Source organism: Pelagicoccus sp. SDUM812005, assembly GCF_031127875.1.
Taxonomy (GTDB): Bacteria; Verrucomicrobiota; Verrucomicrobiia; order Opitutales; family Opitutaceae; genus Pelagicoccus.
The window spans coordinates 113,393-140,067 of the sequence record NZ_JARXIA010000009.1; the positions used below are offsets into that span (position 1 = coordinate 113,393).

28 protein-coding genes and 1 tRNA gene are annotated in these 26,675 nt (G+C 58.9%); 14 read left to right on the forward strand and 15 right to left on the reverse strand.

Annotated features, from left to right (window positions below; all coding sequences use genetic code 11):
* Positions 1–21: 21 nt before the first annotated feature.
* Both QEH57_RS12240 and QEH57_RS12245 read right to left on the reverse strand, forming a co-directional pair.
* Complete coding sequence (locus QEH57_RS12240; RefSeq protein WP_309007023.1) at positions 22–1,542, reverse strand: hypothetical protein; 1,521 nt, start codon at positions 1,540–1,542, stop codon at positions 22–24.
* A 988-nt stretch (positions 1,543–2,530) separates the two neighbouring features.
* Positions 2,531–2,607 (reverse strand) — tRNA-Pro (locus tag QEH57_RS12245).
* Between the two features lie 178 nt (positions 2,608–2,785).
* Here QEH57_RS12245 and QEH57_RS12250 point away from each other — a divergent pair.
* Both QEH57_RS12250 and QEH57_RS12255 read left to right on the forward strand, forming a co-directional pair.
* Positions 2,786–3,415, forward strand: a complete 630-nt coding sequence (locus QEH57_RS12250) for a LysM peptidoglycan-binding domain-containing protein (protein ID WP_309007024.1) — start codon at positions 2,786–2,788, stop codon at positions 3,413–3,415.
* 33 nt (positions 3,416–3,448) lie between these two features.
* Positions 3,449–4,048 (forward strand): NUDIX hydrolase, encoded by a 600-nt coding sequence (locus QEH57_RS12255; RefSeq protein ID WP_309007025.1) that lies wholly within the window; start codon positions 3,449–3,451, stop codon positions 4,046–4,048.
* Here the strand turns inward: QEH57_RS12255 and QEH57_RS12260 are convergent.
* From QEH57_RS12260 to QEH57_RS12270, 3 genes are read right to left on the reverse strand one after another with little or no spacing between them, the layout of a single operon-like run.
* Entirely contained in the window at positions 4,045–5,229 is a 1,185-nt protein-coding gene (locus tag QEH57_RS12260; protein WP_309007026.1) for a hybrid sensor histidine kinase/response regulator, read from the reverse strand. The genes QEH57_RS12255 and QEH57_RS12260 overlap by 4 nt on opposite strands.
* Entirely contained in the window at positions 5,222–5,617 is a 396-nt protein-coding gene (locus QEH57_RS12265; RefSeq protein ID WP_309007027.1) for a response regulator, read from the reverse strand. Before QEH57_RS12265 ends, QEH57_RS12260 begins: the two co-directional genes overlap by 8 nt.
* 20 nt (positions 5,618–5,637) lie before the next feature.
* A complete protein-coding gene (locus QEH57_RS12270) occupies positions 5,638–7,323 on the reverse strand; it encodes a PAS domain-containing protein (protein ID WP_309007028.1) in 1,686 nt (561 codons plus the stop codon).
* A 320-nt stretch (positions 7,324–7,643) separates the two neighbouring features.
* On the opposite strand from QEH57_RS12270, the gene QEH57_RS12275 reads away from it, so the two are divergent.
* The 4 genes from QEH57_RS12275 (at position 7,644) to QEH57_RS12290 (ending at position 11,734) form a co-directional block, all read left to right on the forward strand.
* A complete protein-coding gene (locus QEH57_RS12275; protein ID WP_309007029.1) occupies positions 7,644–8,417 on the forward strand; it encodes a succinate dehydrogenase cytochrome b subunit in 774 nt (257 codons plus the stop codon).
* Between the two features lie 11 nt (positions 8,418–8,428).
* Entirely contained in the window at positions 8,429–10,345 is a 1,917-nt protein-coding gene (locus tag QEH57_RS12280) for a fumarate reductase/succinate dehydrogenase flavoprotein subunit (RefSeq protein ID WP_309007030.1), read from the forward strand.
* Between the two features lie 29 nt (positions 10,346–10,374).
* Entirely contained in the window at positions 10,375–11,139 is a 765-nt protein-coding gene (locus QEH57_RS12285; RefSeq protein ID WP_309007031.1) for a succinate dehydrogenase/fumarate reductase iron-sulfur subunit, read from the forward strand.
* A gap of 154 nt (positions 11,140–11,293) precedes the next feature.
* Positions 11,294–11,734 carry a hypothetical protein gene (locus tag QEH57_RS12290; RefSeq protein WP_309007032.1) on the forward strand — a complete coding sequence of 147 codons (441 nt, stop codon included), beginning with the start codon at positions 11,294–11,296 and terminating at the stop codon, positions 11,732–11,734.
* A gap of 33 nt (positions 11,735–11,767) precedes the next feature.
* Here QEH57_RS12290 and QEH57_RS12295 read toward each other — a convergent pair whose 3' ends face one another.
* Positions 11,768–12,031 (reverse strand): hypothetical protein, encoded by a 264-nt coding sequence (locus tag QEH57_RS12295; protein WP_309007033.1) that lies wholly within the window; start codon positions 12,029–12,031, stop codon positions 11,768–11,770.
* A 184-nt stretch (positions 12,032–12,215) separates the two neighbouring features.
* Here QEH57_RS12295 and QEH57_RS12300 point away from each other — a divergent pair, with 184 nt between their 5' ends.
* From QEH57_RS12300 to creC, 6 genes are all read left to right on the forward strand, one after another.
* Positions 12,216–13,232, forward strand: coding sequence for an NAD(P)H-dependent glycerol-3-phosphate dehydrogenase (locus QEH57_RS12300; protein WP_309007034.1), 1,017 nt, complete (start codon positions 12,216–12,218; stop codon positions 13,230–13,232).
* Between the two features lie 109 nt (positions 13,233–13,341).
* Positions 13,342–13,803 carry a hypothetical protein gene (locus QEH57_RS12305; protein ID WP_309007035.1) on the forward strand — a complete coding sequence of 154 codons (462 nt, stop codon included), beginning with the start codon at positions 13,342–13,344 and terminating at the stop codon, positions 13,801–13,803.
* Positions 13,804–13,863: 60 nt separating this feature from the next.
* Entirely contained in the window at positions 13,864–15,144 is a 1,281-nt protein-coding gene (locus tag QEH57_RS12310; RefSeq protein ID WP_309007036.1) for an MFS transporter, read from the forward strand.
* 20 nt (positions 15,145–15,164) lie between these two features.
* Positions 15,165–15,815, forward strand: a complete 651-nt coding sequence (locus tag QEH57_RS12315; RefSeq protein ID WP_309007037.1) for a hypothetical protein — start codon at positions 15,165–15,167, stop codon at positions 15,813–15,815.
* 24 nt (positions 15,816–15,839) lie between these two features.
* On the forward strand, positions 15,840–16,589 hold the full coding sequence (creB, locus tag QEH57_RS12320; RefSeq protein WP_309007038.1) for a two-component system response regulator CreB: 750 nt from the start codon (positions 15,840–15,842) through the stop codon (positions 16,587–16,589).
* Between the two features lie 145 nt (positions 16,590–16,734).
* A complete protein-coding gene (gene creC / locus QEH57_RS12325) occupies positions 16,735–18,225 on the forward strand; it encodes a two-component system sensor histidine kinase CreC (RefSeq protein WP_309007039.1) in 1,491 nt (496 codons plus the stop codon).
* Between the two features lie 45 nt (positions 18,226–18,270).
* Here the strand turns inward: creC and QEH57_RS12330 are convergent, their stop codons facing one another.
* Positions 18,271–18,648, reverse strand: a complete 378-nt coding sequence (locus QEH57_RS12330; RefSeq protein ID WP_309007040.1) for a type II toxin-antitoxin system death-on-curing family toxin — start codon at positions 18,646–18,648, stop codon at positions 18,271–18,273.
* Positions 18,645–18,875, reverse strand: a complete 231-nt coding sequence (locus QEH57_RS12335) for an AbrB/MazE/SpoVT family DNA-binding domain-containing protein (RefSeq protein ID WP_309007041.1) — start codon at positions 18,873–18,875, stop codon at positions 18,645–18,647. Before QEH57_RS12335 ends, QEH57_RS12330 begins: the two co-directional genes overlap by 4 nt.
* 156 nt (positions 18,876–19,031) lie before the next feature.
* On the opposite strand from QEH57_RS12335, the gene QEH57_RS12340 reads away from it, so the two are divergent.
* Positions 19,032–21,017, forward strand: a complete 1,986-nt coding sequence (locus QEH57_RS12340; protein ID WP_309007043.1) for a VIT domain-containing protein — start codon at positions 19,032–19,034, stop codon at positions 21,015–21,017.
* Between the two features lie 94 nt (positions 21,018–21,111).
* Complete coding sequence (locus QEH57_RS12345) at positions 21,112–22,446, forward strand: archaeosortase/exosortase family protein (protein ID WP_309007044.1); 1,335 nt, start codon at positions 21,112–21,114, stop codon at positions 22,444–22,446.
* Here the strand turns inward: QEH57_RS12345 and QEH57_RS12350 are convergent.
* The 7 genes from QEH57_RS12350 to cmoA all read right to left on the reverse strand — a co-directional run bounded on the left by QEH57_RS12350 (position 22,443) and on the right by cmoA (position 26,643).
* Positions 22,443–22,721: a hypothetical protein gene (locus QEH57_RS12350; RefSeq protein WP_309007045.1), complete on the reverse strand. Its 279-nt coding sequence runs from the start codon at positions 22,719–22,721 to the stop codon at positions 22,443–22,445. The two genes, QEH57_RS12345 and QEH57_RS12350, sit on opposite strands and share 4 nt — an antisense overlap.
* A 191-nt stretch (positions 22,722–22,912) precedes the next feature.
* Entirely contained in the window at positions 22,913–23,137 is a 225-nt protein-coding gene (locus tag QEH57_RS12355; RefSeq protein ID WP_309007046.1) for a hypothetical protein, read from the reverse strand.
* A 146-nt stretch (positions 23,138–23,283) separates the two neighbouring features.
* Positions 23,284–23,793, reverse strand: a complete 510-nt coding sequence (locus QEH57_RS12360) for a protein-export chaperone SecB (RefSeq protein WP_309007047.1) — start codon at positions 23,791–23,793, stop codon at positions 23,284–23,286.
* Entirely contained in the window at positions 23,762–24,184 is a 423-nt protein-coding gene (locus QEH57_RS12365; RefSeq protein WP_309007048.1) for a helix-turn-helix transcriptional regulator, read from the reverse strand. Before QEH57_RS12365 ends, QEH57_RS12360 begins: the two co-directional genes overlap by 32 nt.
* Positions 24,181–24,630 (reverse strand): type II toxin-antitoxin system RelE/ParE family toxin, encoded by a 450-nt coding sequence (locus tag QEH57_RS12370; protein ID WP_309007049.1) that lies wholly within the window; start codon positions 24,628–24,630, stop codon positions 24,181–24,183. The genes QEH57_RS12365 and QEH57_RS12370 overlap by 4 nt, the downstream gene beginning before the upstream one ends.
* A 220-nt stretch (positions 24,631–24,850) precedes the next feature.
* Positions 24,851–25,837 (reverse strand): tRNA 5-methoxyuridine(34)/uridine 5-oxyacetic acid(34) synthase CmoB, encoded by a 987-nt coding sequence (cmoB, locus tag QEH57_RS12375; protein WP_309007050.1) that lies wholly within the window; start codon positions 25,835–25,837, stop codon positions 24,851–24,853.
* Between the two features lie 65 nt (positions 25,838–25,902).
* Positions 25,903–26,643, reverse strand: coding sequence for a carboxy-S-adenosyl-L-methionine synthase CmoA (gene cmoA, locus QEH57_RS12380; RefSeq protein ID WP_309007051.1), 741 nt, complete (start codon positions 26,641–26,643; stop codon positions 25,903–25,905).
* Positions 26,644–26,675 lie beyond the last annotated feature (32 nt).

Here is a 26,675-nt window from a genome sequence, read left to right on the forward strand (position 1 = left end):
AGGGACTCGGCTGACAGCACTCTAGCGGGTGCCGGTTATGATGTCGTTTAGGTATTCTTCGATGTTGAGGTAACCGTCGCCATCGTCGTCCTTTAGGGGATCGCTGCCGTATTCTGTTTCCAGTGTATCCGGAATGCCATCACGGTCGGCGTCGATGGCCGAGGGGAGACCGTAGCTGGCGTAGTCGGGGAGCTTGGGGTCGCCGTCGGAATCGATGTCGGCCGCGGCCTTAGGGCCGACCGGGTTGAGCCATTTTCCTGGCTGGGATTTTGGTGGCAGGTAGACGACGTCGATAAGGGAACCTTGGCGGTTGGATATGTCGTTCATCAAGCGGGCGTCGATAGCGTCGCGGGAAGGCCAGCGGGCTCCTACTTCGTCGAGCAGGAAGTCCAGCTCGTTGAGCTGGGAGGAGAGTTTCGTTATTTCGTTCATCCCGATCCCGGCGAAGGCGGGTTCTGATGTGAAGGCTTCGGATTTGATCTTAGCGTTGGTGAAACCGGCTTCGATCACGTCCTGGTGGGGCAGGAGCTCGTAGCCGCTAAACGATGCAGCGTTGCCGCGTAGGAAGATTTTGCTGCCCGAGCTGGAGTCGATTCCGTTGAAGCGGACCAGCCGATCCTTGTGGGTGGTCGTGTCCGGGCCTCCTAGCCAGTAGTTAGCTATAACATGGGCTTTGAGCGGGTGCGTTCCCACTTTTATGGAACCGGAGAGCTGTCCGCCAGCGTTGCCGAAGTTGTAGATATAGTTGTTTATCAGTTCGCTTTGGTCCGTTTGCTTGAGGAAGGGGTTGCGGTATTCGTGATGGGCGATGAGGTTGCGGTAGAGAGTAACGTTGCGAGTCCATGGACCGATAACCATGCCCATGCCGTGCTTGGCGTTGTGGTACTCGACTGGAGCTGTCTCATCTTCGTGGATACTGTCTCGCAGCGAGGATTCGATGATATTGTACTGGAAAGTCACGTTCTGGCAGGCCCGGTAGGCGCTGGCGGTTTCGTCGGTTCCCCAACTGAAGGAGCAGTGGTCGATAATGATGTCTCTGAGGCTGGGGTCGCTTTCCGCGAGCTCGCCGACTTTGATGGCATCCCGATTGCGGGGCGCGGTGTTGACGCTGTAGTGCAAGTCGCTCGGTCGCACGCGCAGTCCGCGGACGATGATGTCGTGGGCGCCGTCGCGAATTTCTAGTCCTTCGCCGCGAATGCAGATGCCGCCTAAGGGAGCGGTTTGGCCGGCGATGGTGATGAAAGGGCTGTCGATGACTAAGGGTCTGCTTTCTTGCAGCGTAATGACTCCGCCGATACGAAATACAATGAAGCGACCTCGCTTGCCTTTGACGCTGTCGATGGCGTGCCGGAGGGTACCGGGGCTATCGTCGTCGGCGAGGCTGTCGACGATATAGACTTCGGGCTTCGTCCCGCCGCGTGCCCCTTGGGCGTATTTGCCGAAACCGGCGGCCCCGGGGAAGGCGGGCAACGGATCCGCTGCCGATGCTACGGCGAGTGAGCAGCTTGCAAGAGTGGATAGGAAGTAAGCGAAGGATTTCATTGGTTTAAGGGTACGAGGGCAAAGGATTTGTAGGAGCTGCTCTTCCGGGGGGAGGGGCGCTGGCTAGGACGGTCTTTTTCGCGGTCGCGTTTGGCTGCTTTCACATGGCGAGTAGAGGCATTTGGTTTTTTGTTGGCGAGCAGCCGAATGCTTCGGGTCGGGAGGGCGCGTTGCCAATCTTAAGCGTCTATAGCGTAAAGTGGCGGCGGCTGGCGAAAGCAGGTAGGGCCGCGCTGGCTTCGCGCCGCCTGTCAGGCGCGAGGACTCCTGCGTTCTTACGCGGCTTCCCGTCGATACGCGTGTTTTCACGCGGGGCATTTGCCTACAAAAAAACCGCAGTTGTTTACGCTGCGGTTCTTTGCCCATTCGAAAATGGTCGGGGTGTTCCGAGGAGCAGGTGCGACGACATCGATGGAGCGGAGTGACATCTCAAGGATTGCTGTCGCTTCGCTCCATCGCTGCGCGACTCCCTTCGGTCGGCCTTCTCCGCTGCGCTCCGTCGAACCTTTCGGTCCTCATCCTTTCACGCGAGGCGTTTGCGTACAAAAAAACCGCAGTTGTTGTACTGCGGTTCTTTGCCCATTCGAAAATGGTCGGGGTGTTCCGAGGAGCAGGTGCGACGACATCGATGGAGCGGAGTGACATCTCAAGGATTGGTTGGGCTTTGCCCAAGTCCTTCGGACTCCTGCTTCGCAGGCCCCATCTCCGTTCGCTTCGCTCTCTCCGTCGAACCTTTCGGTCCTCATCCTTTCACGCGAGGCATTTGCCTACAAAAAAACCGCAGTTGTTATGCTGCGGTTCTTTGCCCATTCGAAAATGGTCGGGGTGAAAGGATTGCTGTCGCTTCGCTCCATCGCTGCGCGACTCCCTTCGGTCGGCCTTCTCCGCTGCGCTCCGTCGAACCTTTCGGTTCTCATCCTTTCACGCGAGGCGTTTGCATACAAAAAAACCGCAGTTGTTGTACTGCGGTTCTTTGCCCATTCGAAAATGGTCGGGGTGAAAGGATTCGAACCTTCGACCTCCTGGTCCCAAACCAGGCGCTCTACCAGGCTAAGCTACACCCCGTAAAAAGGAGGAGCAAAAGATTGGGATTCGGGGGTTCTGTCAAGAACAAGTTCCGATTCTTTGGGGCATATCTCGAATTTCTCTCGGGGATGCGGGGAAATAGGCGTTGCGCCGCTCTGAGAATGCGCTTCTTGTTTTGGTAAAAATGCCTCCTTCAGGGCTCTTTGACTCAGCTAAAATGGAAAACTTATCTTCTTCTGAATTGGATTCTCCTTCGAAAACGCCTCTGTTTATCGCGATCGCGGCGGTGATCGTGGCCCTCGTGGCTTTGGGCATCGGTTGGATGGGACTTTCTCGGGCGGCTGAGCTTGAGAAGGAAATCGCTCGCCTCGAGGAGGCGTCGAGCCAGGACACGGGACTTGAGGATTCGGTGCGGGCGACGGCTGAGCGGGTGGAGAGCCTCTCGGGCAGCATGAACAATTTTTCCAAGAGCGTGAACGACGCGATCAAGGAGGTGCACTCGGACATGACCAAGGTGCGCAGCGATTTGCGCAAGGTGACGATCGATGCCTTGACGGCCAAGAAGATGGTGGAGGAGCTGGAGGAAAAGGGCGTGAAGGTGGCTGTGGTGCCGTCTTCGTCGAGCAGTTCCTCCGCGGCGCCGGCTGCGTCTTCGTCGGCCCCGAAGACTCCGGACACCAAGCCGGGCACTTCGGGCGTCTACACGATCAAGAGCGGCGACACTTTGGGTAAGATCGCGGCGGCCTACAAGATCACCTTGAGCCAGCTGCAGGCGGCGAACCCGGGCATCGATCCGCGTCGCTTGCGGATCGGCCAGCAGGTGGCGATCCCTGCTCCGTCCAACTAAGTTGGGCTGGGTTGCGTTTTTTGTTGCTGAGCGATGAGTTCGTCTGAGGCAGGGAAGGGCTCCGAGGGCGAGCTGGTGCACGCTTGGCAGCGCCTGGACGAGAAGGATTTGGTCAATTGCCCGATCTTCGACTTGGTTTCGCGCCGCCTGCGCCATCCGGTGCGGGGGACGGAGGGCGACTTCTACGTTCTGAAGACGCGGGACTGGGTGAACGTGATTCCGGTGACGCCTGACTTCCAGGTGGTGATGGTGCGGCAGTACCGTTTCGGCATCGAGGAGACGTCTTGGGAAATCCCGGGCGGCATCATGGATGCGGGCGAGGATCCGGTGGTGGCGGCGGAGCGGGAGCTGCGCGAGGAAACGGGGTATGTGGCTGCGTCCTGCCGGGTGATCGGCAAGGTGGCGGCGAACCCGGCGATCCTGGACAATTTTTGCCATTTCGTTTGGGCCGAGGGCGTAACGCTCCTGGCCGAGGTGGCTTGGGACGAGCACGAGGAGATGGAGACGCGCCTGTTTCCGGTGGACGAGGTTTTCGCCATGGCCCACCGGGGCGAGATCAAGCACTCGCTGGTGGTGGCCGCTTTGTTCCAGTTCTATCCGGAGTGGCTGAAGATCCGGGCTCGGCGTCGCTAGGACTGCGGCGCGCTTAGCTCTTGCGGGAGCGTGTCCTGGGCGGGGGTAGGGTGCTTGAGGGTGAGCTTGACGGTGGCGCCTCCTTGGGGGCGGTTGTAGGCTTCGGCGGTGCCGCCGTGCAGGTCCATGACGAGCTTGGCGAGGGCGAGGTTGAGGCCGAGGTTGTCGTCGCGGCCGAGGTCTTCGCGAATGAAGACGCGGAAGAGGTTGCGCAGGACGGCGTCGGGGAAGCCTCTTCCTTGGTCGGATATTTCGATGGAGAGGGTGTCGTGGGCGGCGTGGGTACGGATGGTGATCTGGCTTCCGTGGGGGGAGTGTTTGGAGGCGTTTTGCAGGATTTCGCCGACGCAGATCTTGAGGAGCTGGGAGTCGGCGAGGGTGCGGGTTTCGGGGCAGAACTGGTAGGTGACGCTTTGCTGCTTTCGCTCGAGCTCGGGGGCGAGCTGGTCGACGGCGGCTTGGATGAGCGCGACGATCTCGGTTTCTTGGAGGGCGAGGTTGTAGCGTTTGGCTTTGAGGCTGGTGATGCGTTCGGCGAGCAGGAGGAATTGCTCGAGGCGGTTGGCGGAGTCTTCGAGCACGTCGATGAGCTCCTTGTTCTTGGAGTTGGGGTCGTCCTGCTGGCTGTTGATCTTGATGAGCTGGGTGGCGCCTTTGAGCCCGTTGAGGGGGGTGCGCATCTCGTGGCTGATGATCTTGAGGAAGTCGTACTTGAGCTGGTCGCTCTCGCGCAGGGAGAGGTTGGCTTCTTCGAGGGCTTTGTTCTTCTCGGAGAGCTCGTCGTTGAGGGCGCGGTTGAGCTTGCGCAGGCCGTAGACGTCGAGGGCTTGCTCGATGGTCTGGGTAAGCTTTTCGGTATCCCAGGGCTTGCGGACGTACTTGAAGATGTTGGCGCGGTTGACGGCGCCTTGGATGGCGTCGATGTCGGAGTAGGCGGTGACGAGGATGCGGCAGGGGCCGGGGTTGATTTCGAAGACGCGCTCGAGGAATTCGACGCCGCTCATGCCGGGCATGCGTTGGTCGGAGAGGACGAGGTCGACGTCTTCGGCTTGGAACAGGCGCAGGCCTTCCTCGGCGCTGGCTGCGAGGAGGATGTTGTAGTCTCGCCGGAAGGTGATGCGGAAGGCATTGAGGTTTCCCGGCTCGTCGTCGACGTAGAGTATGGTGAATTTCTTATCCATGCCCGGCCTTGATGGCTTCGATGATGAGGGCTTTGAGGTCGTGTTCGTCCCAAGGCTTTGAGATGAACTTGTAGAGTTTGTAGTCTTCGAAGGCGAGGTCGATATCTTCTGGTTGGGCGTATCCGGATAGCATGACGCGGCTGGGCGGGGCTTCGGGGTAGAGCCTTTGGATTTCCTTGAGCAGCTCGATGCCGGACATGTCGGGCATCATCTGGTCGGTGATGAGGAGGTCGATTTCGCGGGTTTTGAGGGTTTCGACGGCTTCGACGGCGTTGTCGGCGAGCAGGATGTCGAACTCGCGGCGGAAGGTGCTCTTGAAGACGCGCAGGTTGGAGGGTTCGTCGTCGACGTAGAGGATGGTGTAGCGGTCGTTGGCGGTGGCGCTCATGTTGGTTGGAGGGAAGGCGGCTAGCGTTGGGCGGGAGGGGGGCCGTCTTGGGTGATCGGGAGTTGGAGGGTGAAGGTGCTGCCGCGTCCGGGGGCGGTCTCGAGGTGGAGGCTGCCGCGGTGGTCTTGCACGATGGAGTAGGTAATGGCGAGCCCGAGCCCGGTTCCTTTTCCGATGCTTTTTGTGGTGAAAAAGGGATCGTAGATCTTGTCGCGCACTTCTTCGCTCATGCCGATGCCGTCGTCGGCGAAGCTGAGGGAGACGGATCCGTCGGCGGCGCGGGTGGTGATCTGGATGGTGCCGTCGCCGCCGCGGGCGTCGATGGCGTCGATGGCGTTGCCGAGGATGTTCATGAAGGCTTGGTTGAGCTTGCCGGGGAAGCAGAGGATGGGGGGCAGCTGGGGGTCGAAGTCGCGCACGATTTTGATGTGGGGCTTGCACTTGCTCTTGAGCAGGACGAGCACGCTTTCGATGTCTTCGTGGAGGTGGGCGCGGTGCCAGTCTTCCTTGCCGAGGCGGGAGAACTTGCTGAGGCCGGCCACGATTTCGGTGATGCGGGTGGCGCCGAGCTTGATGTCCTTGAGGGTTTCTTCGAGGGCTTCGAAGGCTTGCTCGAAGTCGACGGCTTGGCAGGTCTCCTGGAGTTGAGCGATGGCGGCGGCGGGGTCGCTGGCTTGAGGCAGCTTGCGGACTTGCTCGACGACGGCTTTCACGTCGGCGAAGTCCTTGCTCATGCTGTTGACGCCGGCGTAGACGAAGTTGATGGGGTTGTTGATCTCGTGGGCGATGCCGGCGGTGAGGATGCCGAGGGAGGCCATCTTTTCGGATTGCACGAGCTGGGCTTGGGTTTGCTGGAGGAGGGCGAGGGTTTCGCTGAGCTCTTGCTTTTGCTGGGTGAGCAGGGCGTTGCGTTCGGCGAGCTCGTCGTGGGCTTTGCGCAGCTCCGTGACGTCGCGGCTGATGCCGACCATGCCGATGGGCTCGTTGGTCTGGGGGTCGAGGATGGGGGTCTTGGTGCTTTTGATGGTGAGCCGGTTTCCTGCGGCGTCCCAGTCTTCCTCTTCCTTGGTGATGCTGGCCTTGCTCTTGAACATGGCGGCCTCGTCGTCGAAGCGGCTTTGGGCGGCTTCGGGGCTGAAGTAGTCGAAGTCGGATTTGCCGATGACTTCTTCGATGCTTCGGGCGTGGCGGCGGCGGTAGAAGGCTTTGTTGCCGTTGAGGTAGCGGCTTTGGGTGTCCTTGAAGTAGATGGAGTCGGGGATGTGGTCGATGACGGTTTGCAGCTGCTCGCGTTCGATGTCGATGAGGCGTTGCTGCTGGAGGGTTTCGCTGAGGTCGCGCCCGATGCCGGCGAGGGCTACGATTTGCCCGTGGGCGTCGCGGATGGGCTTTTTGCTTACGAGGTAGGTGAAGGAGGCGCCTTGGGGATCGACGCCTTGTTCCAGTTTGGCGGGGAGGGGCTGGCCGGTTTCGAAGAGGCGGCGCTCTTCCTGGTGGTGGGCTTCGGCTTGCTTGCGGGGGAGGTAGTCGAGCTCGGTCTTGCCGACGAGCTTCGCGGGGGAGCTTTCGCCGAGGAGCTGGGCGGCGGCTTGGTTGGCGGCGATGAAGCGGTGCTCGCGGTCCTTGAGGTAGACGACATCGGGGATGTTGTCTATGAGGCTTCGCAAGAGGGAGGGTTCGCTGTTGGCGGCTCCTGGGATGGGCATGTTCTGGGTTGTTGGGAAGGTGGGCGCTGGGAGTGGGCTCGCGGGCTTGACCAAGCTTAGCGGGAATGGATGTTCCTGCAAGGTCGAAGCTCATCTTGGGCGGGAGGGCAAGCGAGAGGCTCGTTGGGCTTGGGAAGGCCCGACGCTAGCAGGAACGCTAATACATGGGATGGCATATGCTTATCTTTGTAGGGGTGAAGGATTTATATCTGATTCCTAATTGACCCATTAAAGATCGGACATTACTCGTTTCGGCCTTCGCTAAGGGCGGTCCGTGCTCGGATTGTTCAGCTGCGGAGAAATGACTTGTTTGTTTACCGATGAATATTCTCAACGCCCTCTTCAAAACCTCGCTGGGCAAGAAAGTGATCATGGCGATCACTGGCTTGGTCCTTGTCGGGTTCGTCATTGGCCACTTGGTCGGCAATTTGCAGATTTTTTCTCCGCCGGAGAAGATTAATGCCTATGCGCACTTGTTGCAGTCCTTGGGGCCGGTCCTGTGGGTGATCCGGGCGTTCCTGCTTTTGATGGTCGGCTTGCATATCTGGTCTGCGATCGCGCTTGTTCTGGAGAACAAGGCCGCTCGTGGGGCCAAGGGGTACGCGAACCAGAAGACGCTGCGGGCTTCCTTCGCTTCGCGCACGATGAAGTGGAGCGGCTTGATCGTCCTGGCCTTCATTATCTACCACATCCTGCACTTCACCACGAAGCAGGCTTACGGGCCGGAGCTGTTTATGGTGAACTTGGACGGGGAGATGGTGCCGGACGTGCACACCATGATGGTGCTCGGCTTCCAGGATCCCTTGGTATCGATCTTCTACTTGGTAGCGATCGGTTTGCTCACGCTGCACCTGAGCCACGGCCTTTCTAGCATGTTCCAGTCGCTCGGTCTTCGCACGCGGGCTTGGGCCGGCTGCTTGAACAAGGTATCGCTCGCGGTGTGCATCCTCTACTTCCTCGGCAACGCGGCCATCGTGGGCGCGTGCTTCTCTGGCTTCGTGAAGGTCCAGAACGAGAACTTCCAGGCGAGCTCGGGCGAGCTCTGCACGCCGAACTGCCAAGTTTGCGAAACTCGACTCGCTTCCAACAACTAGATTTCCCTCCGATGAAACTTGATTCAAAAATTCCATCCGGCCCGCTTGAAGGTAAGTGGGAGAAACACATAATGGAGGGCAAGCTCGTCAACCCTGCCAACAAGCGTAAGTACGACATCATCATTGTCGGCTCGGGCTTGGCAGGTTCCTCGGCGGCGGCGACTCTCGGCGAACTCGGCTACAAGGTGAAGTGCTTCACCTTCCACGACAGCCCTCGCCGCGCCCACTCCATCGCCGCCCAGGGCGGCATCAACGCTGCTAAGAACTACCAGAACGATGGTGACAGCGTGTATCGGCTTTTCTACGACACGATCAAGGGGGGGGACTTCCGCTCTCGCGAGGCGAACGTCTACCGCCTGGCCCAGGTCAGCGCCAACATCATCGACCAGTGCGCGGCGCAGGGCGTACCGTTCGCTCGCGAATACGGCGGCCTTTTGGCGAACCGTTCCTTCGGCGGCGCCCAGGTTTCCCGTACCTTCTACGCTCGCGGCCAAACGGGGCAGCAGCTCTTGCTCGGCGCCTACTCGGCGCTTAGCCGTCAGGTCGGGCTCGGCACGGTGGAGCTTTGCGCGAACGAGGAGATGCTGGAGCTGGTCGTCGTAGACGGGCATGCCAAGGGCATCATTACCCGAAATCTGAATACGGGCGAAATCTCCCGCCACTCGGCCCATGCGGTCGTGCTTGGCACGGGCGGTTACGGAAACGTGTTCAACCTATCGACTTACGCTCGCCAGTCCAACGTGACGGCTGCGTGGCGCGCTCACCGCAAGGGAGCGGCCTTCGCGAATCCTTGTTACACGCAGATCCACCCGACCTGTATTCCGGTTTCCGGCGACTACCAGTCGAAGCTGACGCTGATGTCCGAGTCGCTCCGTAACGACGGCCGCATCTGGGCTCCGAAGAAGAAGGGGGACAAGCGTCCGCCGAGCCAGATCCCTGAAGAGGAGCGCGACTACTATCTAGAGCGCAAGTATCCAAGTTTTGGTAACTTGGCTCCTCGCGACATTTCTTCCCGCGCTGCGAAGGAAGCTTGCGACGACGGTCGCGGCGTCGGCGAGACGGGACTTGGCGTGTATCTAGATTTCAGCGACGCGATCAAGCGTCTCGGCGCGGATACGATCAAGGAACGCTACGGCAACCTCTTCGACATCTACAAGGAGATCACGGACGAGAGCGCCTACGAAGTTCCGATGCGCATCTACCCTGCGGTGCACTACACGATGGGCGGCCTTTGGGTGGACTACAACTTGATGAGCAACCTGGAAGGTCTTTTCGTCATGGGCGAGGCGAACTTCTCGGACCACGGCGCGAATCGTTTGGGCGCTTCCGCTCTCATGCAAGGTCTGGCGGACGGCTACTTCGTGTTGCCGTATACGATTCCTCACTACCTGGCGAACTTGACGGCTTCTTCTGCGCCTTCGACCGACGACCAAGAGTTCGTCAAGGCGGAGGAAGCGGTGAAGGAGCGTACCGAAAAGCTGCTTGGCAACAAGGGCAGCAAGTCGGTCAAGAGCTTCCACAAGCGCCTCGGCAATATCATGTGGGACCACTGCGGCATGGCTCGCACCAAGGAAAAGCTGGAGGAGGCGATCAAGCTTATCCCCGAGCTTCGCAAGGAGTTCTGGGCGGACGTTCGCGTTCCCGGCGAAGGCAAGGAGCTCAACCAGTCGCTCGAGAGCGCCGGCCGCGTGGCGGACTTCCTTGAGCTTGGCGAGCTGATGTGCCGCGACGCTTTGGCTCGCGAAGAGTCCTGCGGCGGCCACTTCCGCGAGGAGCACCAGTACGAGGACGGCGAGGCCAAGCGCGACGACGAGAACTTCGCTCACGTGGCGGCTTGGGAATACAAGGGCGAGGACCAGGAACCGGTTCGCCACACGGAGGAACTCGTTTACGAGTCGGTCAAGTTCGCTACCCGTAGCTACAAGTAAGCCAGCCAACAATAGAAGGAATTATTACCATGAACGTTAAACTACGCGTCTGGCGTCAGAAGAATAGCGAAACAGAAGGTCGCTTCGAAAACTACGAAGCCAAGAACCTCAATCCCAACATGTCCTTCTTGGAGATGATGGATGTGGTGAACGAAGACCTCACCGATGCGGGCGAAGAGCCGATCGCATTTGCCCATGACTGTCGTGAAGGGATTTGCGGAACCTGTTCCTGCATGATCGACGGCAAGCCTCATGGTCCGGAGCACGGGGTGGCGACTTGCCAAACCTACATGCGCAGCTTCAAGGACGGAGACACCATCACGGTCGAGCCTTTCCGGGCGACTGCTTTTCCGATCGTGAAGGATCTGGTGACCGACCGAGCGGCTTTCGACAAGATCCAGCAAGCCGGCGGATTCATTACGGTACGCACAGGAGCGGCTCCCGACGCGAACTCGATCCCTATCGGCAAGGAGATCGCGGACCTCGCCATGGACGCGGCGGCTTGTATCGGCTGCGGCGCGTGCGTGGCTGCGTGTAAGAACGCGTCGGCGATGCTCTTCGTATCCGCGAAAGCAGGACAGCTCAACTTGCTCCCGCAGGGCCAGCCAGAAAAGGACCGACGCGTCTTGAGCATGGTTGCGGCCATGGACGAGGCAGGCTTCGGCAACTGCACCAACCAGTACGAGTGTTCGGCGGCGTGCCCGAAGATGATCTCGGAAGAGTTCATCTCCAAGCTCAACCGCGATTTCGTGGGAGCGACGGTGCGCAACGCGGTGAAGGCCAAGGCGCTCTAGGGCGGGGTGCTGTTATTCTATTTTCCAAGACCGCGGCTTTCGGGCCGCGGTCTTTTTTTGCGTTTGCCAGCCGGAGCTGGGGAGTTTGCTGAAAAAGGGAAGGGCAAGGGAGCGTTTCGGTGTATGGCTTTTTTGGACACCTGTTTTTATCGTTATGAAGCAATTCCCCTGGATCCCAGTTGCGGCGCTTGGCGCTTTCTTCGCTTTCGGTTTGGCGCTTTCCGCTTGCAGTACGACGGGCTCTTCTTCGGGGCTGGGAAGCGAGGTCGCGGAGCCGGTGGAGATTTACAAGGGGATGGAGGCTGCGGACTTGTGGGCCGCGTTGGGCAAGCCCTATGAGGTGCGGCCGACCACGCCGCCGGTCGAAGGCAGCGAAATCTGGGTGTACCGGAAGGTAAGCGAGAACGTTTCCTTGGTGGTGACCGGTACGGTGGAAACGCCGGGCATGGAGGTGGGCGGCGTCCAGATGACGATCACGGACAACGTTTATACGCCGGCTACTACGCGTCGCGTGGAGGAGACCTTGTTCCTCATGGTCGATGGCGTGATGACCGCGTGGAAGGTGGCTCGCGAAGGTTCGGAGCGCCTGAATTAGCTCGCTATCGCTGGCGGTGGGCCAGCTTGGTTTCTAGAAGAGCTCGAGCGCTTCGGCGCTTTCGTAGGCGATCCATCCGCAGGCGAGCAGGAAGCTCCAGATGGCTAGGAGGGCTACGGCCCGCTTGAAGCGCTTGGTCTTGTCGTGGCGATCGAGGGCGCGTTTGCGGAATCCGCTTTGCTGTAGGAAGCTGACGAATTGCACGTTCTTTACGCCATCTCTGGAATCGCTCCGCCTAAGCATTTGATCCTCCCGGATGGGGGATCGTCTCAGTCGTGACTTTAGATAGGTTAGCATTTAAGAAGTATTTGAAATCCGCCTTATCATGAAAGACGGCTTTTGTGAATAAGCGTTCAGTGCAAAGTCCAATTTAAGCGCTTATACACAAGGAATTTGGCAGTTTTGCGGAAATCTTTTACCGGCGAGATCGCTCTAACTCGCTATTGCTATCAAAGGGGGCGGCCTTAGAACCGGATCCTGTATGAGCGAACCCCTGAAAATTACGGTCTGCGGCGCTGGCGCCTGGGGCACTTCCGTGGCTCTCCATTGCGAACGCCAAGGGCTTCCGACCACCTTGATGGCGCGTCGCCCCGAGCAGGCGGCGGCGATGGAGGCGGAGCGCGAGAACAAGGACTATCTGCCCGGCTACGCGTTCGGGGCGAGCCTACGGGTGACTGCCGACCTGGCCACGGCTTTGCGGGGCGCGGACGTGGTCTTCCTTGGGGCTCCGTCCTATGCCTTGCGGGCATGGTGCCAGCAGATTGCGGCTTTGGAGGAAGGCGTGTTGAAGCAGGGGGCGCTCTTCGTGAGCCTGGCGAAGGGCTTGGAGTTGGAGACGCGCCAGACGCCTTGCGGAATCGTGAAGGAGGAGCTCCCGGGAGCGATCGTGGGCAGCCTTTCGGGGCCGACCTTTGCAGGCGAGGTGGCGGCTGGGAAGCCGACCGCTATGACGCTTGCCTTTGACGATTGCGGCGAGGCGGCTATGGAGCGCCTGCAAAACGCGATCAGCGGCCCGAACTTGCGGGTGTACGCCAGCCACGACCTGAAGGGGGTGGAGCTCGGCGGTTGCTTGAAGAACGTGTACGCGATCGCGGCGGGCTGCTGCCAGGGGCTTAAGCTCGGCGACAATGCCTTGGCCTCCCTTTTGACGCGGGCCGTGGCGGAAATGGTACGGGTGGGGCAGGCTCTGGGAGCGAAGCTGGAAACCTTTTACGGTTTGAGCGGGTTCGGCGACTTGGTGGCGACGTGCCATGGCGAGTGGAGCCGCAATCGGACTTTTGGCGAAGCGATTGCAGGCGGTCGCACTGCGGCGGAGATCATTGCCCAGCAAAAGACGGCGGTGGAAGGTTACCGGACGGCTAAGGCGTTCCATCAGGAGTGCCGGAGCAAGGGGATCGACGCCCCCATTCTCGAGCAAGTTTATAAGATCTGCTACGAATCGAAGCCGCCGATGCAGGCTTTGGGCGACTTGATGAGTCGGGATCTAAAGAAAGAGTAATCCTTTCCTAGCTCTCGAGGGGCGAAACGGAGTATCTTGGAGGAGTGTCGTCCTTGCCGGGGTCGCCCGCGGCGGGAGGCCTGGCCGATCATCTCCAAACCGTATCGTCATGAATTTTAAAGTACTACTTTCGAAGAACGCCCTCTCGAAGCTCTTGGGGGCAGGGTTGCTCGCTCTTGCCTCTTGCGGCATGGTCGGCTGCGAAACGACGGGAAGCGCTCCCGCGGCGCAAGAGGCGCCTCAGACCGTGAGCAAAGGGATGAGCGAAGGGGAGGTCCTCGCGATCCTGGGCGAGCCGAAGTCGGTGGACGTGATCGAGCAAGACGGGGTTTCGGCGGAGATCTGGCGCTACGAGAAGGAAGTGGTGCTGAGCTCGACCATCGAGTCGGACGGGGAGCAGGAGCGCGTATTTGTGGATCAAAAGACGGGACAGTTCGTTAAGGTGATTGAGCCGATCTATCGCAACGAGAAGGTCAAGGGCCGCATAATAGCGGAGCTTTTGATGGTGGGTGGCAAGGTGGTGGCCCTGAAGGAAACGGAAGGCGCGCCCGAATTAGAGGTGGGCCACTAGAGGAATGAAGGGCGAGCTTGCGGGCTCGCCTTTTTTATGGGAGCCGCTAGGCAATCCATCGTGCCTGAATCCTCCCCTAAACGCGTTTGGTCCTGGGCGTGTTTCGATTTCGCCAACTCGGCTTTCGGAACGCTGGTCCTGACCTTTGTATTCAATACTTACTTCGTTAAGGTTATCGCTCCGTCGGAGACGGAGGGGACGACCTTATGGGGGAATACGGTGGCGATCGCGTCGGTGGTGATCGCGCTGCTGTCGCCGATGCTGGGCGCGGCGGCCGATGCCTTCGGTTGGAAGAAGCGCTTCCTGGTGGTATCGACTGCGATCGCTTGCGTGGCTATCGCGGCCTTGTACTTCCCGGTGAAGGGAGATGTGGGCTGGGGGCTTTTGCTATTCGGCCTCGCCTTGGTGGCGACGGAGCTTTCGATCGTCTTCAGCAATGCCTTTCTACCGGAGATCGCTCCTCGCGAAAAGCACGGCAAAGTATCCGGGCAAGCCTTTGCCCTTGGCTACGCGGGCGGCTTGCTCTGCTTGTTCATCGCCTTGGCGGGGTTCTTGTCGGAGACGGCGGATCCTTGGTTTGGCTTGAGCAAGGAAGGCGGTCAAAACGTGCGGACTACTAACGTCCTGGTGGCGGTTTGGTTCGCCGTATTTAGTATTCCGATACTGCTTTGGGTGAAGGAGCGGAAGGCCCCGCAGCATCCGGACGGATTTTTCAAGGTAGCTCGGCAATCGTTTGGGCGCTTGGCGGATACCTTTCGCCATATTCGCGAGTACCGGCAGCTCTTTTGGATGCTGGTGGCGCGGCTTTTCTACAACGACGGTTTGGTGGCGATCTTTTCCTTCGGTGGTATCTATGCCACGGTTGTATTCGGATTTACCTTTCAGGACCTGATGGTGTTCGGGATCGCCCTGAACGTGTGTTCGGGCGTGGGGTCGCTGGTCTTTAGTTTCGTCGAGGACAAGATCGGCAGTCGGGTGACGATCGTGATTTCGTTGATCGGGCTGGTGCTGCCGACGACGGCGGCCCTGTTTCTGACGACGAAGGCTGGCTTCTGGGCGTGCGCGGTGGTGATCGGAATTTTCCTCGGGCCGAACCAATCGGCCAGCCGCGCTTATTTGAGCCGTCTGACGCCGGAGGACAAGGCGAACGAGTTTTTCGGTTTCTTTGCGTTTTCGGGCAAGGCGACCGCCTTCCTAGGGCCTTTGCTTTACGGGCAGCTGGTGGGGATTTTCGACTCGCAGCGAGCGGGCATGGCGGTGATCCCTGCCCTGATGATTCTGGGCATGGTTATCTTCATCGTGAAGACGCATCCGATTAAGCCGAGCGATGTGGCGGGTTGAGGCGCAGGTCGATTCCTGGAATGAAGTGGGTTTGGTGTAGCTATGGGATTTCGATTGCGACGGTTGCTTTGAGCGCCGCGATCGGGGCATGGTTTTATCCGGGAGGTTTCGATTGGTTCTACGAAGTGATGTCGGCTCTCGCCTCGCGGAAGCATAATCCGGAGGGAGGCGCGTGGTTCGCTGCGGGCATCGCGCTTTCCATGGCTGCGCTTTTTCCGGTTGCGTATCGACTTTATCAGGACGCCAAAGGCGGATCGCGTCTGGAGACGCTCGCTGCGTGGCTGGTTGGAGTCGGGGTGGGCTGCGGTGTGTTGGTCGGACTGGAGCGCTTGTTTGTCTATCATTTGTCCGACCTGGTGGACAAGGCCCATGAGGCTTTGGCGCTGGTGACCTTCCTTTCCCTGTTTTTCGGGAATCTCGGCCTAGCCTTTACGCGGACGCGGCGAGCGGGGGCGACGCGTTGGGTATCCGCGGTGGTGGTCGGGCCGTTGCTGGCGATTGGGTTGAGCCAATTGGCGCTCTACCTCGACCAGCGAGATTTGGGCTGGGTGGACGCTGGCTGGCGCGAGATGGGGATACCGATTTGGTACAGTTTTGCCTTTTGGCAATGGCTGGCGTCGGGAGCGCTATGGGTGAGTTTGGGGCTGTTGCTGGCGCAGCGTCCTAAATGAAGGGGTGTATCCATTCTAGCGTTGATGGATGGGGCGGGAGGCGACTACGTTTTCTGCGTGTCGAATTCGGAATCCAAGTGGCAGCGTGAGTGTGTTTTAGTCGTCGAAGACGAGCCGTCGATATCGGACAACTTGAGCTTCGGCTTGAAGCGAGAGGGCTTTGGAAGCGTGGTGGTGACGACGGGGATCGAGGCCCTCGAGCAACTGCGGGAGAATCGCTTCGCTCTGGTGGTGTTGGATGTGGGGCTGCCGGATACGACGGGCTTCGAGGTGTGCAAGCAGATCCGGACCTTCTCGGAGGTGCCGATCATTTTTCTGACGGCGCGAAACGAGGAGATCGATCGGATCTTAGGCCTGGAAATCGGCGGGGACGACTATGTGTGCAAGCCGTTTAGCGTGCGGGAGCTGGTGGCCCGGGTGCGGGTGATCCTGAAGCGAGGTCGAGGGGAGGCGGCAAGCGGCGAAGCGTCTGCGAGTGACGGTGTGTTCGGTCCTTTTGTTTTGGATACGGATCGGTATCGAATCGTGTTGGAGGGGAGCTCGCTGAACTTGACTCGCTACGAATACCGCATGTTGAAGGTCTTTTTGGAGCGTCAGGGACGTGTTTTGACGCGGGAGCAGCTTATGTATCAGGTTTGGGAGGAGCCGGAGGCGAGTGGCGAGCGGACGGTGGATGCCCATGTAAAGTCCTTGCGGGCGAAGCTGAGGGAAGTGTCGCCAAGTTGCGAATACATACAGACCCACCGAGGAATTGGATATTCGATGGTGTATTGAGCGGTGGATCCGGTCCGTTGATTTTAGCCGCAAATTGCGCCAATGAACTCAGATAACTTTTGCTCGTGGAATTGATGGTGGACGTCGAATTATGCTTTTTGGCCGTTGGCCGATTCGCAAGCGTTGTGCCGATGTCGGTGGTGATATGAGGACGCTTTGGCAAGTATTGACGAATCCGGATTTGAGGGGGCCGCGTTGGCTGCGCTTCCCGAAGCGCTTGATCTCGATTCGGGCCAGTATCTTGCTGGTTTACTTGCTGGTGGTGGGAGGCGGATTTTATGCGATCATGTCGACCATGACGCAGGAGATTCAGCCTCGCTACTTGGAGTCGATGGAGGAGTCGCTTGTGGATACGGCGAATATCCTGGCGGCTCAGCTTGAGCATTCGGCGGAGTTGGAGGGGTATGCTGCGGACACGATCGAGAAGATTTTCGAGCGGGCCTACGAACGTCGCTTCGAGGCTCAGATCTATTCCTTGCGCAAGGAATCGGTCGACCTGGAGGTGTACTTGACGGATGCGTCTGGAGTGGTGCTGTTCGATTCCGCGAATCGTGAAAACAAGGGGAAGGACTTTTCGAAGTGGATCGATGTGTCGCGTACTTTGGCGGGCCAGTATGGGGCGCGGGCGACTTGGACGGAGCGGAATGGGGGACGGGCATTGATCTTGTATGTGGCGGCTCCGGTGCGGGTGGATGGACGTATTCAGGGAGTGGTGACGGTGGGGAAGCCAACCTCCTACGTGAACGAATTGATCGCGCGGGCGGAAGGGCGGTTCAAGTCGTACGTCGTGGTGGCGGGGGTGGCAGTTCTTTTGCTGGGAGCGGTGCTGTCGGTTTGGTTGACGCAGCCGATCAAGCGGCTGATCGCTTACGCGAACGCGTTGCGGGACGGGAAGCAGGCGAGTTACCCGCGCTTGTTCGGAATCGAGGCCAACGAGTTGGGGCGGGCTTTCGAGGAGATGCGCTTGGCCTTGGAGGGGAAGCAGTACGTGGAGCGGTACGTGCAGAGCTTGACGCATCAGCTGAAGTCGCCGATTTCGGGGATCAGCGGGGCGGCGGAGTTGTTGGAAGGCGATATGGACGCAGGCGAGCGGCGGAAGTTTTTGGCGAACGTGCGCAAGGAGTCGGAGCGCTTGCGGCGAATCGTGGATCGGATGCTGGAGTTGGCTTCGGTGGAATCGAGGCGAGGGCTGCAAAACGTGGAGGAGCTCGACCTGGTGGAGCTTTGCCAGCAGGTCGTGGAGCCTTTGGAGGCGCCGCTGAAGCAGGAGGGTATTGAAGTCTCGATCGAGAGCGTAGGGGCGGAACGAATACGCGGGGAACGGTTTTTAGTGAAGCAGGCGATTTTGAACCTGCTGCAGAACGCTTTGGATTTCTCGCCCGGCGGGACGGCGATTTCGGTGAGGGTGGAGGGACGGATATTGGCGGTGGAAGACGAGGGGCCGGGGATTCCCGATTATGCCTTGGCTAGGGTGACGGATCGCTTTTACTCGCTGGTGCGACCAAAGACGGGGGAGAAGAGCAGCGGAGTGGGCTTGAGTTTCGTGAAGGAAATCATGGCCCTGCACGGCGGAGCGTTGGTGGTGGCGAACCGTGAGGCTGGGGGCGTGCGAGCGGAGTTGCGGTTTCCGGGGTAGGGAGTTTTCGCAGGGATGGGCATCAAGGCCCGCGCCCTGCAAGGATTATGAGTTTTCCTTGAGCCAGGCGGCGTAGCCAGCTTCGTCGAGTTCGCCGGCGGCGAGGGCGAGGGTGCGAATGACGGCCTCGGCTTCGGTTGCTGCGAAGGGGCGGCCGTTAACCTGCAGGAACAGGGCGGCACAACCGAAGCCGATGCGTTTGTTTCCGTCCACGAAGGGATGGTTTTTCACCAAACCGTAGGCGTAAGACGCGGCAAGTTGCTCGAGCGTGGCGGTTTCGTAGGCGAATCTGTCTTTGGGGCGATTCAGCGCCGATTCGAGCATGCCCGTGTCGCGTATGCCACTTGCTCCACCGAATTCTGCTAAGAGCCGGTCGTGGAAACTGAGCACGGTTCTTTGCAGCAACCAGACGGGTTCCTTCATTTCGCTAACTCGCGGAAAGTATTGCGGTAGCGTTTGATAAGATCTTCCGCTTCAGCCATTTGATTCTGGAAGTCATCGTCGCCTTTGGCGATTCGGTAGCTGTCTTCGGGGGCTTCGGTGAGGTAGAGGGATTGGCCTTCTTCCACCTTGAGGTGCTGGAGGGCCTCCTTGGGGAGAACCACGCCGTAGGAATTGCCGATTTTGCGGATTTTAAGTTCGATGGGCATGTTGTCTGTAATAACGGATGTTATTACGGAAAATCAAGCGATAAGTCGGGAGGGAGTAGTGTCGCGGCAGGAGGTCCGGTCCTGTTTGGGGGATTTCACAGAGAGATCATCGCCGTTTCATCAAAACCGCGCAGTGCCATTGTAGGGTGTGGGGCAATGAATTGTTTCCCTTCGTTTTCTTCCCGTCGTTCGTTCGCGCTTCTGCGCCACCTCGCTTTGCTTTGCGCCTTGCTTTCCGCTTCCTGGGGACAGGAGAGCTGGGATGCGGAATTGCCGTATTTTAGGGTTGAGGGAGCGACGGGGGCTTTGGACCTGCTTCCGTTGAAGAGCGTGGACGTGAGTATTGAGATCGTGGGGACGCTTGCCGAGGTGGAGTTGGTGCAGACCTACGCGAACGTGGGTGGCGAGGCGATCGAGGCGGTTTACGTGTTTCCGGGGTCGACGTGTTCAGCGGTCTCGGCTTTGACGATGAGGGTGGGGGATCGTGTGGTGGAGGCGGAGATCCAGGAAAAGAGGCAAGCTCGCAGAACTTACGAGGTAGCCAAAGCGGAAGGGAAAACGGCTAGCTTGCTCGAGCAGGAGCGGCCCAATGTCTTTCAGATGAACCTGGCGAATATATTGCCTGGCGATGTGGTTGAGGTGACGCTTCGGTACACGGAATGGCTTCAGCGGGAAAAGGGTGAGTACGCATTCGAGCTGCCCTTGGTGGTGGGGCCGCGATACACGGAGACGGAAGTGTCTTGGGTGGAGAACCCTCGCCTCGTGGGCGAAGCGGGGGAGGGAGTGAAGTATGGGATTGCGGTGCGGATTCGGTCGGCCGTTGCGATCGAGCGAGCGGTATGCGACTCGCACGAGGCGGAAGTGAGCTTTGAGGATGGGCAAACGGTGGGGCTGTCGCTCGAGGGAGATGCGGATTCGGTGGGAAATCGGGATTTCAGAATGCGGTATCGGATTTCTGGTGACGCGGTAAAATCGGGAGTCTGGGTGAGCGAGAGCGGCGGCGAGAAGTATTTTATGGCGAGTTTGGAGCCGCCGCTTGGGGTGGGCCGCAAGCGGCTGCCCCGGGAGTATTTCTTCGTGGTCGACGTGTCCGGCTCGATGCGAGGCTTTCCCCTGGATACGGCGAAGGCGATGATGGAAGCCCTGGTGGCCCGTTTGGACGACACGGATCGTTTCAACGTGCTTTTGTTTTCCGGCGAGTCGGAGGTGTTTTCCCCGGCACCGGTTTCCGCGACGGTTGAGAATTTGTTGGCGGCTGTGGAATTTCTTTACGGAACGCGGGGGAGTGGAGGGACGCGATTGCTGCCGGCATTGAAGACGGTTTACGACATGCCGGGAGAGGCGGGCATCAGTCGAAATATCGTGGTGCTGACTGATGGATACGTGACGGTAGAGGATCGAGTTTTCGATTTGATTCGTTCGCGGCTAGGGGAAGCGAACGTGTTTGCCTGCGGAATCGGATCCGCTCCGAATCGTTTCTTGATCGAGGGCATGGCCAAGGTGGGGCAGGGCGAACCGTTTTTCGTGGCGAAGCCTGAAGAGTCGGAGCGAGTCGCGAATCGGTTTTCTGAATACGTGAGCGAGCCGATTCTTACGGACTTGAAAGTGATTTTCGATGGAGTGGAGGTTTCTGAGGTGGAACCGGTGGCGTTGCCGGATTTGCTGGCGGAGCGCCCAGTGGTGGTTTTTGGCAAGTACGTTGGCGATCTGACGGGCGAGATTGTGCTGTCAGGGTTATTAGGAGATTCCGAATACAGGGCGGCGAAACGGATGTCGGAAGCGGTGAACCTAGCGGACTCCCGCTCGCTGGAGTATGTTTGGGCTCGGGAAAGGATTCGTCGCATCTCGGACTACAACGGCTTGTGGCCGAGCGAGGAAAGGCGCGAGGAAATTACTCGGCTCGGCTTGAAGCATTCGTTGTTGACGCACTACACGTCGTTCGTGGCGGTGGATAAGGTAGTGAGGAATCGAGAGGGCGGCGATGGACTCGCGAAGATTGCCCAGCCGTTGCCCAGTCCGCAGGGAATGCAGCAGGGGATAGGCGGGAGTTCGGTGCCGGTAACGCCGGAGCCGGAGATGTGGGCTCTGATGGGATTGGTGCTTGTAGCGGTGAGTTGGATACTTGTGCGTCGTGGATGTTAGGAGGAGGATCGTTCGGCGCTTCTGGGGTCGGTCGTGGTGGAAGGATCCTGCCTTGGGATCGCGGGCTTCTGCCGTCGCTAACACGTTTGCGGACATGAAAGCTCCGCGCTGCGTGTTTGGCTTCTTGTTGCTCTTCGCTTGCTGGCCGTCGGTGCGTTGGTATGGGGCGAGGATGCTGGACGGGGCGGATGAGCCGTGGGGAGTGCTGGCCTTGGGGGCGGCTTTGGTGTTTGCGGCGCTGGGGAGGGGGCAAGCGGTGTCGCCTAGGCGTTATCTTTTAGCTGCAGTTTTGTTGCTGGTGCCGCTTTTGTTGGGCGGCGTGACGACTCCGCTGATACAAGGGCTTTTTGTGGTCTTGGCTTTGGCGGCTCTGTGGGTGGATCGGAGAGCTTGGCTGGGACATACGGGGCTGTTTGTCTTGGCGTTGCCTTTGATTTCGTCGCTGCAGTTTTACGGCGGGTTTCCGCTTCGCTGGGCGATTGGGAAGCTGAGCGTGGCGGTTCTGAACCTGTTTGGTCTTGGAGTGGAATCGCAGGGGACGGTTATGCTGTGGCGGGGCGAGGCGATTGTGATCGACGCTCCTTGCAGCGGTGTGCAGATGCTTTGGGGGTCAGCGTTTTTGGCCTGTTTGATGATCTGTATCCAAAAGCCGGGGTGGCGTGGCGCCTTGCTGGTTTTGCAGGTAGCGAGCGCGAGCGCCTTCGCGGGAAACGTGTTGCGGAATGTGCTGCTGTTTTTTGTGGAGTCGGGACTGTGGAGATTGGGGAAGTGGGCTCATGATGGGATCGGTTTGGCTGTGTTTGCTCTTGTTTTGGCTGGGATCGTTTGGGTGGGTGGGCGTTTGGAAAGGAGGGTGGAGTTGGATCGCTCGCTGGGGCCTCCGTTTCGGTTCCGCTGGGCTCCGCTCGCGCTGGCTGGGGTGTTGGTTTTGTCGGGGTTGTCGCGAATGGAGACAGCGAACGCTTTGCCGGAAGGCCCCGTAGTCCGTGCTGATATCGTGGATACGTTGCGGGAGGAACTTTTTCGCGAGGGGTGGTACGCTTTGCCGATGGAGGACCAGGCCGCGGCTTACGCGAGAGGATTTCCGGGGTCGATCGAGTTGTTTGGCAAGGATGAGCGTCGCTTGGTGGTGAGGGTGATCAATCGGGCGACGCGGAGGTATCACCTAGCGGCGGACTGCTATCGAGCGATTGGATACACGACGGAGCCGATGCCGATCTTCAAGGCGGTCGACGGAGCGATGTGGGGGCGTGTCCTTGTAGTGCGAGGCGGCGAGCGGCTTGAGGTGAGGGAGCGGGTTGTTTCCTTGGACGGACAGAGCTGGACGGATCCGTCCAGCTGGTTTTGGTCGGCCCTGTTGGGACGTTCGGAAGGTCCGTGGATAGGCTATGCGGAGACGGTACCTATGTCGCCTGCTTCGGGATTTTAGGGCTTCGGTTCGGAGCTAGGGGTGGCAAGTTTCTGGTCCAGCAAGTCGATGAGGGCAGGGGCGAAGCCGACTAGGGTCAGCGCTAGCCAGAGGCCGATGCCGACGAGAAACCAGACGATCAGGGCCCGGAAGTAATTCTTGCGAGTCGGGTTGTCCCCGGCGAAGGCCCAGTAGAGCACCATTACGACGTTCAGCAAAGGTATCCATGTTATGAATATAGCGAATACCCAGAAGAGGACGGAGGAGTGGTTGCTAGGGACAGGTTTCTTAGGCATTTGGACGAGACGAGATCGACTTACGGGGCGGCGACAAGGGCGTCGCGGAGCTCGTGGCAGGAGCTGCAAACTTTTAGGATGATGGTGTCAGTTGCCGGGGAGAAAGTGGAAAGGTTGTAGGATTTAGGCTGCGGGAGCTTTTTTAGCCGCAGATTGGGCAGATGGGCACAGATTAAGTGGCGAGTTCTAGGCTAGGAGTTTGCTGCCAGTTCGCTTTCTAGAAGAAATGATTCCAGATTCTCGATCGGGGTTACTTGTTCGAAATTCGTAGCTTCCCGGTAGTGTTCGATCGCTTCGTTTTGGAATTCGAATTGCACGCTTTTGCCTGCCGCGTCTTCCCAAGCGATTTCCAAATGACCCTCGTCGGTGAGGAAGAGGCTCGGATTCGCTTTTTCGAGTTCACCGATTGACTCCAAGAATCTCTGGAAGCTGTTCAGCGATTCTGTTCTTGGTCCAACTGAGTTTTCGAGAGCAATGCTTTCAAGCTGTTCGAAGCGCTTGGCCAATCGTTCGCCCAGCTTGCGAAGGACTAAGTGATGTATCCCTGAATCAGGCATCGCAGCTAGCTCGATTGATCCGAGGAGACCTTTGGCTTCGCTTTCTTAGCTGCTTTGCGAGCCACCGTTTTTTTTGCCATGTTCTTTTCTTCGTCTGGGCTAGAGGCGAAGGTTATCGAGGGGAGTGAAACGATCCCGTTTTCGCAGCGGCCGGTCACGGTGGCGAGCATCTCGCGGCAGCAGCCATAGAGGATGGTTGCTGCAGTCACTTCCATGAGTGTTCGCTTCTTCTCTGTCGGATAGCCGTCTCGGATGCGAAATTTCCCAGTTACAGCAATTGCTGCAGTGTAGTTGGTTGGCTTGGCCTGATCGATTGTATCGATCTTAACCTCCAAGCTTACTTTCCAGATATCTGGAGAATCTTTTGAGCTCTCTATGGATCGATTGCAGGTAAGATTGGCAGAAGAATTTTCGGCGTAAGGATTGTTCGCACGTACCTCCACTTTGGTGAAGGCGTGTTCGATGATTTGCAGTGGCGAAGCGTTAAGCAGCGGCTGGGTCGTCGTTGATGGCATCGGAAGCGATTTGGAATTGGGGCTCTTGCTTTTTCACCTTTACGACAGTGACGTTGGCATCGGTGATACCGTATTCGTTGAAGGTGCGAATTTCCACTTTGTGATCTACTGGCGCGAAGGTCTGGTGCAGTTCGGCTCCCACTGCTCGGCCTGCGCGGACGAGGGTGTCGATGGTGCAGTTGTTAGTGCCGTTTAGCATGGAAGTAATTCGAGACGGGCGAACGTTCATTCGACGTGCCAACTCGGCTCGCGAGACGCCCTTTTGCTCCATGATTTCGAGGAGATCCTCCACGATCATAAGTTTCTTTTTCTCAACCTCGGCCTCGAGGGGAAGTTCCTTAGGAATAAGCCTCTTGAAGCCGCTCCCGGATTTCTCGATTCGGATTTTCATTCTTCGTCTAGTTCTTTGATGATCAACTGGGTTGACTCGATTTCCTTAGCGGCGAAGTATTTCGCCTTCAGGGTCTTAGCTCTCTCAATATCTCGTCCCTGCTCTTTTTTCGCATTCTTTTTGCCACCGTTGGTTGCGATGATCAGTTGTGGCTCAAGTCCTTCAATATCGTCATAAAATGCGTAGAGACGCATGGAGGTCTTGTTGAACTTAAACTCGAATAATCCATCTCCCAAGTGTTTGAAGGTCCTAGGGTTTCTGTACTTGTCACGCTCCGCGATCGTATCAACACGAGCGATGAATGAGTTGTGACCTGGAGCATTGGATTGAGCGAGTTCTTCGATGAAATCTTTAGCGGGACATTTGCCTTCGAGTTCGAGGGCGGCCACACGTCGGCAACTGCCAACATGCAACGTTCTTAAGATGATTTCAATCGGTTTGTTCACTTAAAAGTGAAATGCAAATGTTTTCGTTGTTCCGGTCGAACCTTCGTTTTACGGCGTGTTTTCCGTTCTCCGACGGTTTTGGCCCCCGTAGTGTTCGGATTCGTTTGAAGAGTTGGGAAGGGGCGATTCGGGCGTCGTTGTGGTTGCTCATCAAGGGAGGGATCTTGATGCGAACTTAGATGGCGTAAGTAGAAGCGCCAGTATAAAGAGAGCCCTAGACTTACGGGGCTTTGGCGGTGAGGACGGCGCGTTTGGGGGCGGGGTAGCCTTCGATGGTTTTGCTGGGGTCGTTGGGGTCGAGGAAGTCGCTGAGGGATTCGAAGACCATCCACTCGGTGCTGCGTTGCTCTTGGGTCGTAGTCGTGGATACGTCGATGACTTGGATGTCGCGGTAGCGGCAGCGGGTGACCCACTGTACGAGCGTTTCGACCGTGGGGATGAACCAGACGTTTTTCATCTTGGCGTAGTATTGGTCGGGTACGAGCGAGTAGCCGTGGGGGCCGTCCACGACGATGGTTTCGAGCACGAGTTCGCCGCCGGGGCGGAGGTAGCTGCGCAGCTCGTAGAGGTGGTCGATGGGGGAGCGGCGGTGGTAGAGTATCCCCATGCTGAATACGGTGTCGAAGGCGGGGAGGGCGGGGGGCAGTCCTTCGATGCCGAAGGGCAGCACCCAGACGGGGGGCTGCTGCAGGTACTTTCGGACAGCGAGGTACTGCATGACGTAGAGCAGGAAGGGGTCGGTGCCGAGGGCGAGCTTGGCGCCTTCGCCGGCCATGCGCCAGCAGTGGTAGCCGGAGCCGCAGCCGATATCGAGTACGAGACGGTCTTTGAGGGGGGAGATGCCTTGGAGCAGGCGGTCCCATTTGAGGTCGGAGCGCCATTCGGTGTCGACGTGGGTGCCGAAGAAGTCGAAGGGGCCTTTGCGCCAGGGGCGGAAGTTGTGCAGGGTGTCGGGGAGGGCGGCGCGTTGGTCGGTATCGAGATCTTGGGGACGTCCGATTTGGATGGCGGGAGAGGTGAGGGAGCCTGCGGCTGGGTTGTTAGGGGTTGGGAGGGCGGCGATGGCGTTGAGCCATTTGTCGAGGTGGCCGTTGTTGGATTGGAGGATGGCGGGCTCTACGCTTTGGCGAAGCGGCTCGATCCAGGGCTCGAGGTCGGTGTCGGCGAGGAGTCGGTAGAGGTTTTCGTAGGTGGAAAGTGGAGACACGGGAAAGGGTGAAGTGGTTTCTGAGGACGTATGATGCGGCTCGCCCGGCGGTCGAGCCCTACCTTTTATTTGAAGGCGAGGAAGGAGGCGAAGTTGAAGCATTGGAGCCAGATCTCGTCGCGGGCGAAGCCGGCGGCGGAGAGGCGGCTTTCGTGGGCGTCGATGGTTTCGGGAATGAGGACGTTTTCGATGGCGGCGCGTTTTTGGGCGATCTCGAGGTCGCTGTAGCCTTGGGCTCGCTTGAAGTCGTGGTGCAGGGTGGTGAGGTCGGCTTGGATCTGGGGGTCGTCGAAGAGGATCTTTTCGGAGAGGACGAGGATGCCGCCGGGGACGAGTCCTTCTCGGATGCGGGCGAGCAGGGCGAGGCGTTCCGCTTTGGGGATGAATTGGAGGGTGAAGTTGAGGACGACGATGGAGGCGTTTTCGATGGGGGTTTGTTGGATGTCTTGGCAGAGCAGCTCGAGGCAGTGTTGCTGCTGGATGTCGGCGAGGTGGGGGCGGCAGCGGTCCAGCATGGGCTGGGAGTTGTCGACGCCGACGAAGGTGACTTCGGGCGTTTGCAGCTTGGCGCCCATGGAGGCGATGCCGGCGCCGAGGGAGCAGCCGAGGTCGTAGATGCGGGTGTTGGGCTTGGCGTAGTGTTGGGCGATGATGCCGAGCAGGGAGAGGGTCATGCCGTAGCCGGGCACGGAGCGGCGGATCATGTCGTCGAAGACGTCGGCCACGCGCGCGTCGAAGGCGAAAGCGGCGACTTGGGCGCGGGGGTCGGCGTAGACTTGGTCTTTGTTGGCTTCTGGATCTGGCATGGTGTGGCCCTACCTTTTGGGGGCTGGGGAGG

What these genes read in the sequence shown, in the direction of transcription:
- QEH57_RS12240 (WP_309007023.1), bottom strand. Translation starts at nt 1,542, where the DNA reads ATGAAATCCTTCGCTTACTTCCTATCCACTCTTGCAAGCTGCTCACTC.
- QEH57_RS12365 (WP_309007048.1), bottom strand. Translation starts at nt 24,184, where the DNA reads ATGAAAATCCGAATCGAGAAATCCGGGAGCGGCTTCAAGAGGCTTATT.
- QEH57_RS12290 (WP_309007032.1), top strand. Translation starts at nt 11,294, where the DNA reads ATGAAGCAATTCCCCTGGATCCCAGTTGCGGCGCTTGGCGCTTTCTTC.
- QEH57_RS12340 (WP_309007043.1), top strand. Translation starts at nt 19,032, where the DNA reads ATGAATTGTTTCCCTTCGTTTTCTTCCCGTCGTTCGTTCGCGCTTCTG.
- QEH57_RS12295 (WP_309007033.1), bottom strand. Translation starts at nt 12,031, where the DNA reads ATGCTAACCTATCTAAAGTCACGACTGAGACGATCCCCCATCCGGGAG.
- QEH57_RS12330 (WP_309007040.1), bottom strand. Translation starts at nt 18,648, where the DNA reads ATGAAGGAACCCGTCTGGTTGCTGCAAAGAACCGTGCTCAGTTTCCAC.
- QEH57_RS12345 (WP_309007044.1), top strand. Translation starts at nt 21,112, where the DNA reads ATGAAAGCTCCGCGCTGCGTGTTTGGCTTCTTGTTGCTCTTCGCTTGC.
- cmoA (WP_309007051.1), bottom strand. Translation starts at nt 26,643, where the DNA reads ATGCCAGATCCAGAAGCCAACAAAGACCAAGTCTACGCCGACCCCCGC.
- QEH57_RS12305 (WP_309007035.1), top strand. Translation starts at nt 13,342, where the DNA reads ATGAATTTTAAAGTACTACTTTCGAAGAACGCCCTCTCGAAGCTCTTG.
- creC (WP_309007039.1), top strand. Translation starts at nt 16,735, where the DNA reads ATGAGGACGCTTTGGCAAGTATTGACGAATCCGGATTTGAGGGGGCCG.
- QEH57_RS12300 (WP_309007034.1), top strand. Translation starts at nt 12,216, where the DNA reads ATGAGCGAACCCCTGAAAATTACGGTCTGCGGCGCTGGCGCCTGGGGC.
- QEH57_RS12250 (WP_309007024.1), top strand. Translation starts at nt 2,786, where the DNA reads ATGGAAAACTTATCTTCTTCTGAATTGGATTCTCCTTCGAAAACGCCT.
- QEH57_RS12275 (WP_309007029.1), top strand. Translation starts at nt 7,644, where the DNA reads ATGAATATTCTCAACGCCCTCTTCAAAACCTCGCTGGGCAAGAAAGTG.
- QEH57_RS12350 (WP_309007045.1), bottom strand. Translation starts at nt 22,721, where the DNA reads ATGCCTAAGAAACCTGTCCCTAGCAACCACTCCTCCGTCCTCTTCTGG.
- QEH57_RS12265 (WP_309007027.1), bottom strand. Translation starts at nt 5,617, where the DNA reads ATGAGCGCCACCGCCAACGACCGCTACACCATCCTCTACGTCGACGAC.
- QEH57_RS12270 (WP_309007028.1), bottom strand. Translation starts at nt 7,323, where the DNA reads ATGCCCATCCCAGGAGCCGCCAACAGCGAACCCTCCCTCTTGCGAAGC.
- QEH57_RS12260 (WP_309007026.1), bottom strand. Translation starts at nt 5,229, where the DNA reads ATGGATAAGAAATTCACCATACTCTACGTCGACGACGAGCCGGGAAAC.
- QEH57_RS12280 (WP_309007030.1), top strand. Translation starts at nt 8,429, where the DNA reads ATGAAACTTGATTCAAAAATTCCATCCGGCCCGCTTGAAGGTAAGTGG.
- QEH57_RS12255 (WP_309007025.1), top strand. Translation starts at nt 3,449, where the DNA reads ATGAGTTCGTCTGAGGCAGGGAAGGGCTCCGAGGGCGAGCTGGTGCAC.
- QEH57_RS12360 (WP_309007047.1), bottom strand. Translation starts at nt 23,793, where the DNA reads ATGCCATCAACGACGACCCAGCCGCTGCTTAACGCTTCGCCACTGCAA.
- creB (WP_309007038.1), top strand. Translation starts at nt 15,840, where the DNA reads ATGGATGGGGCGGGAGGCGACTACGTTTTCTGCGTGTCGAATTCGGAA.
- QEH57_RS12285 (WP_309007031.1), top strand. Translation starts at nt 10,375, where the DNA reads ATGAACGTTAAACTACGCGTCTGGCGTCAGAAGAATAGCGAAACAGAA.
- QEH57_RS12315 (WP_309007037.1), top strand. Translation starts at nt 15,165, where the DNA reads ATGAAGTGGGTTTGGTGTAGCTATGGGATTTCGATTGCGACGGTTGCT.
- QEH57_RS12335 (WP_309007041.1), bottom strand. Translation starts at nt 18,875, where the DNA reads ATGCCCATCGAACTTAAAATCCGCAAAATCGGCAATTCCTACGGCGTG.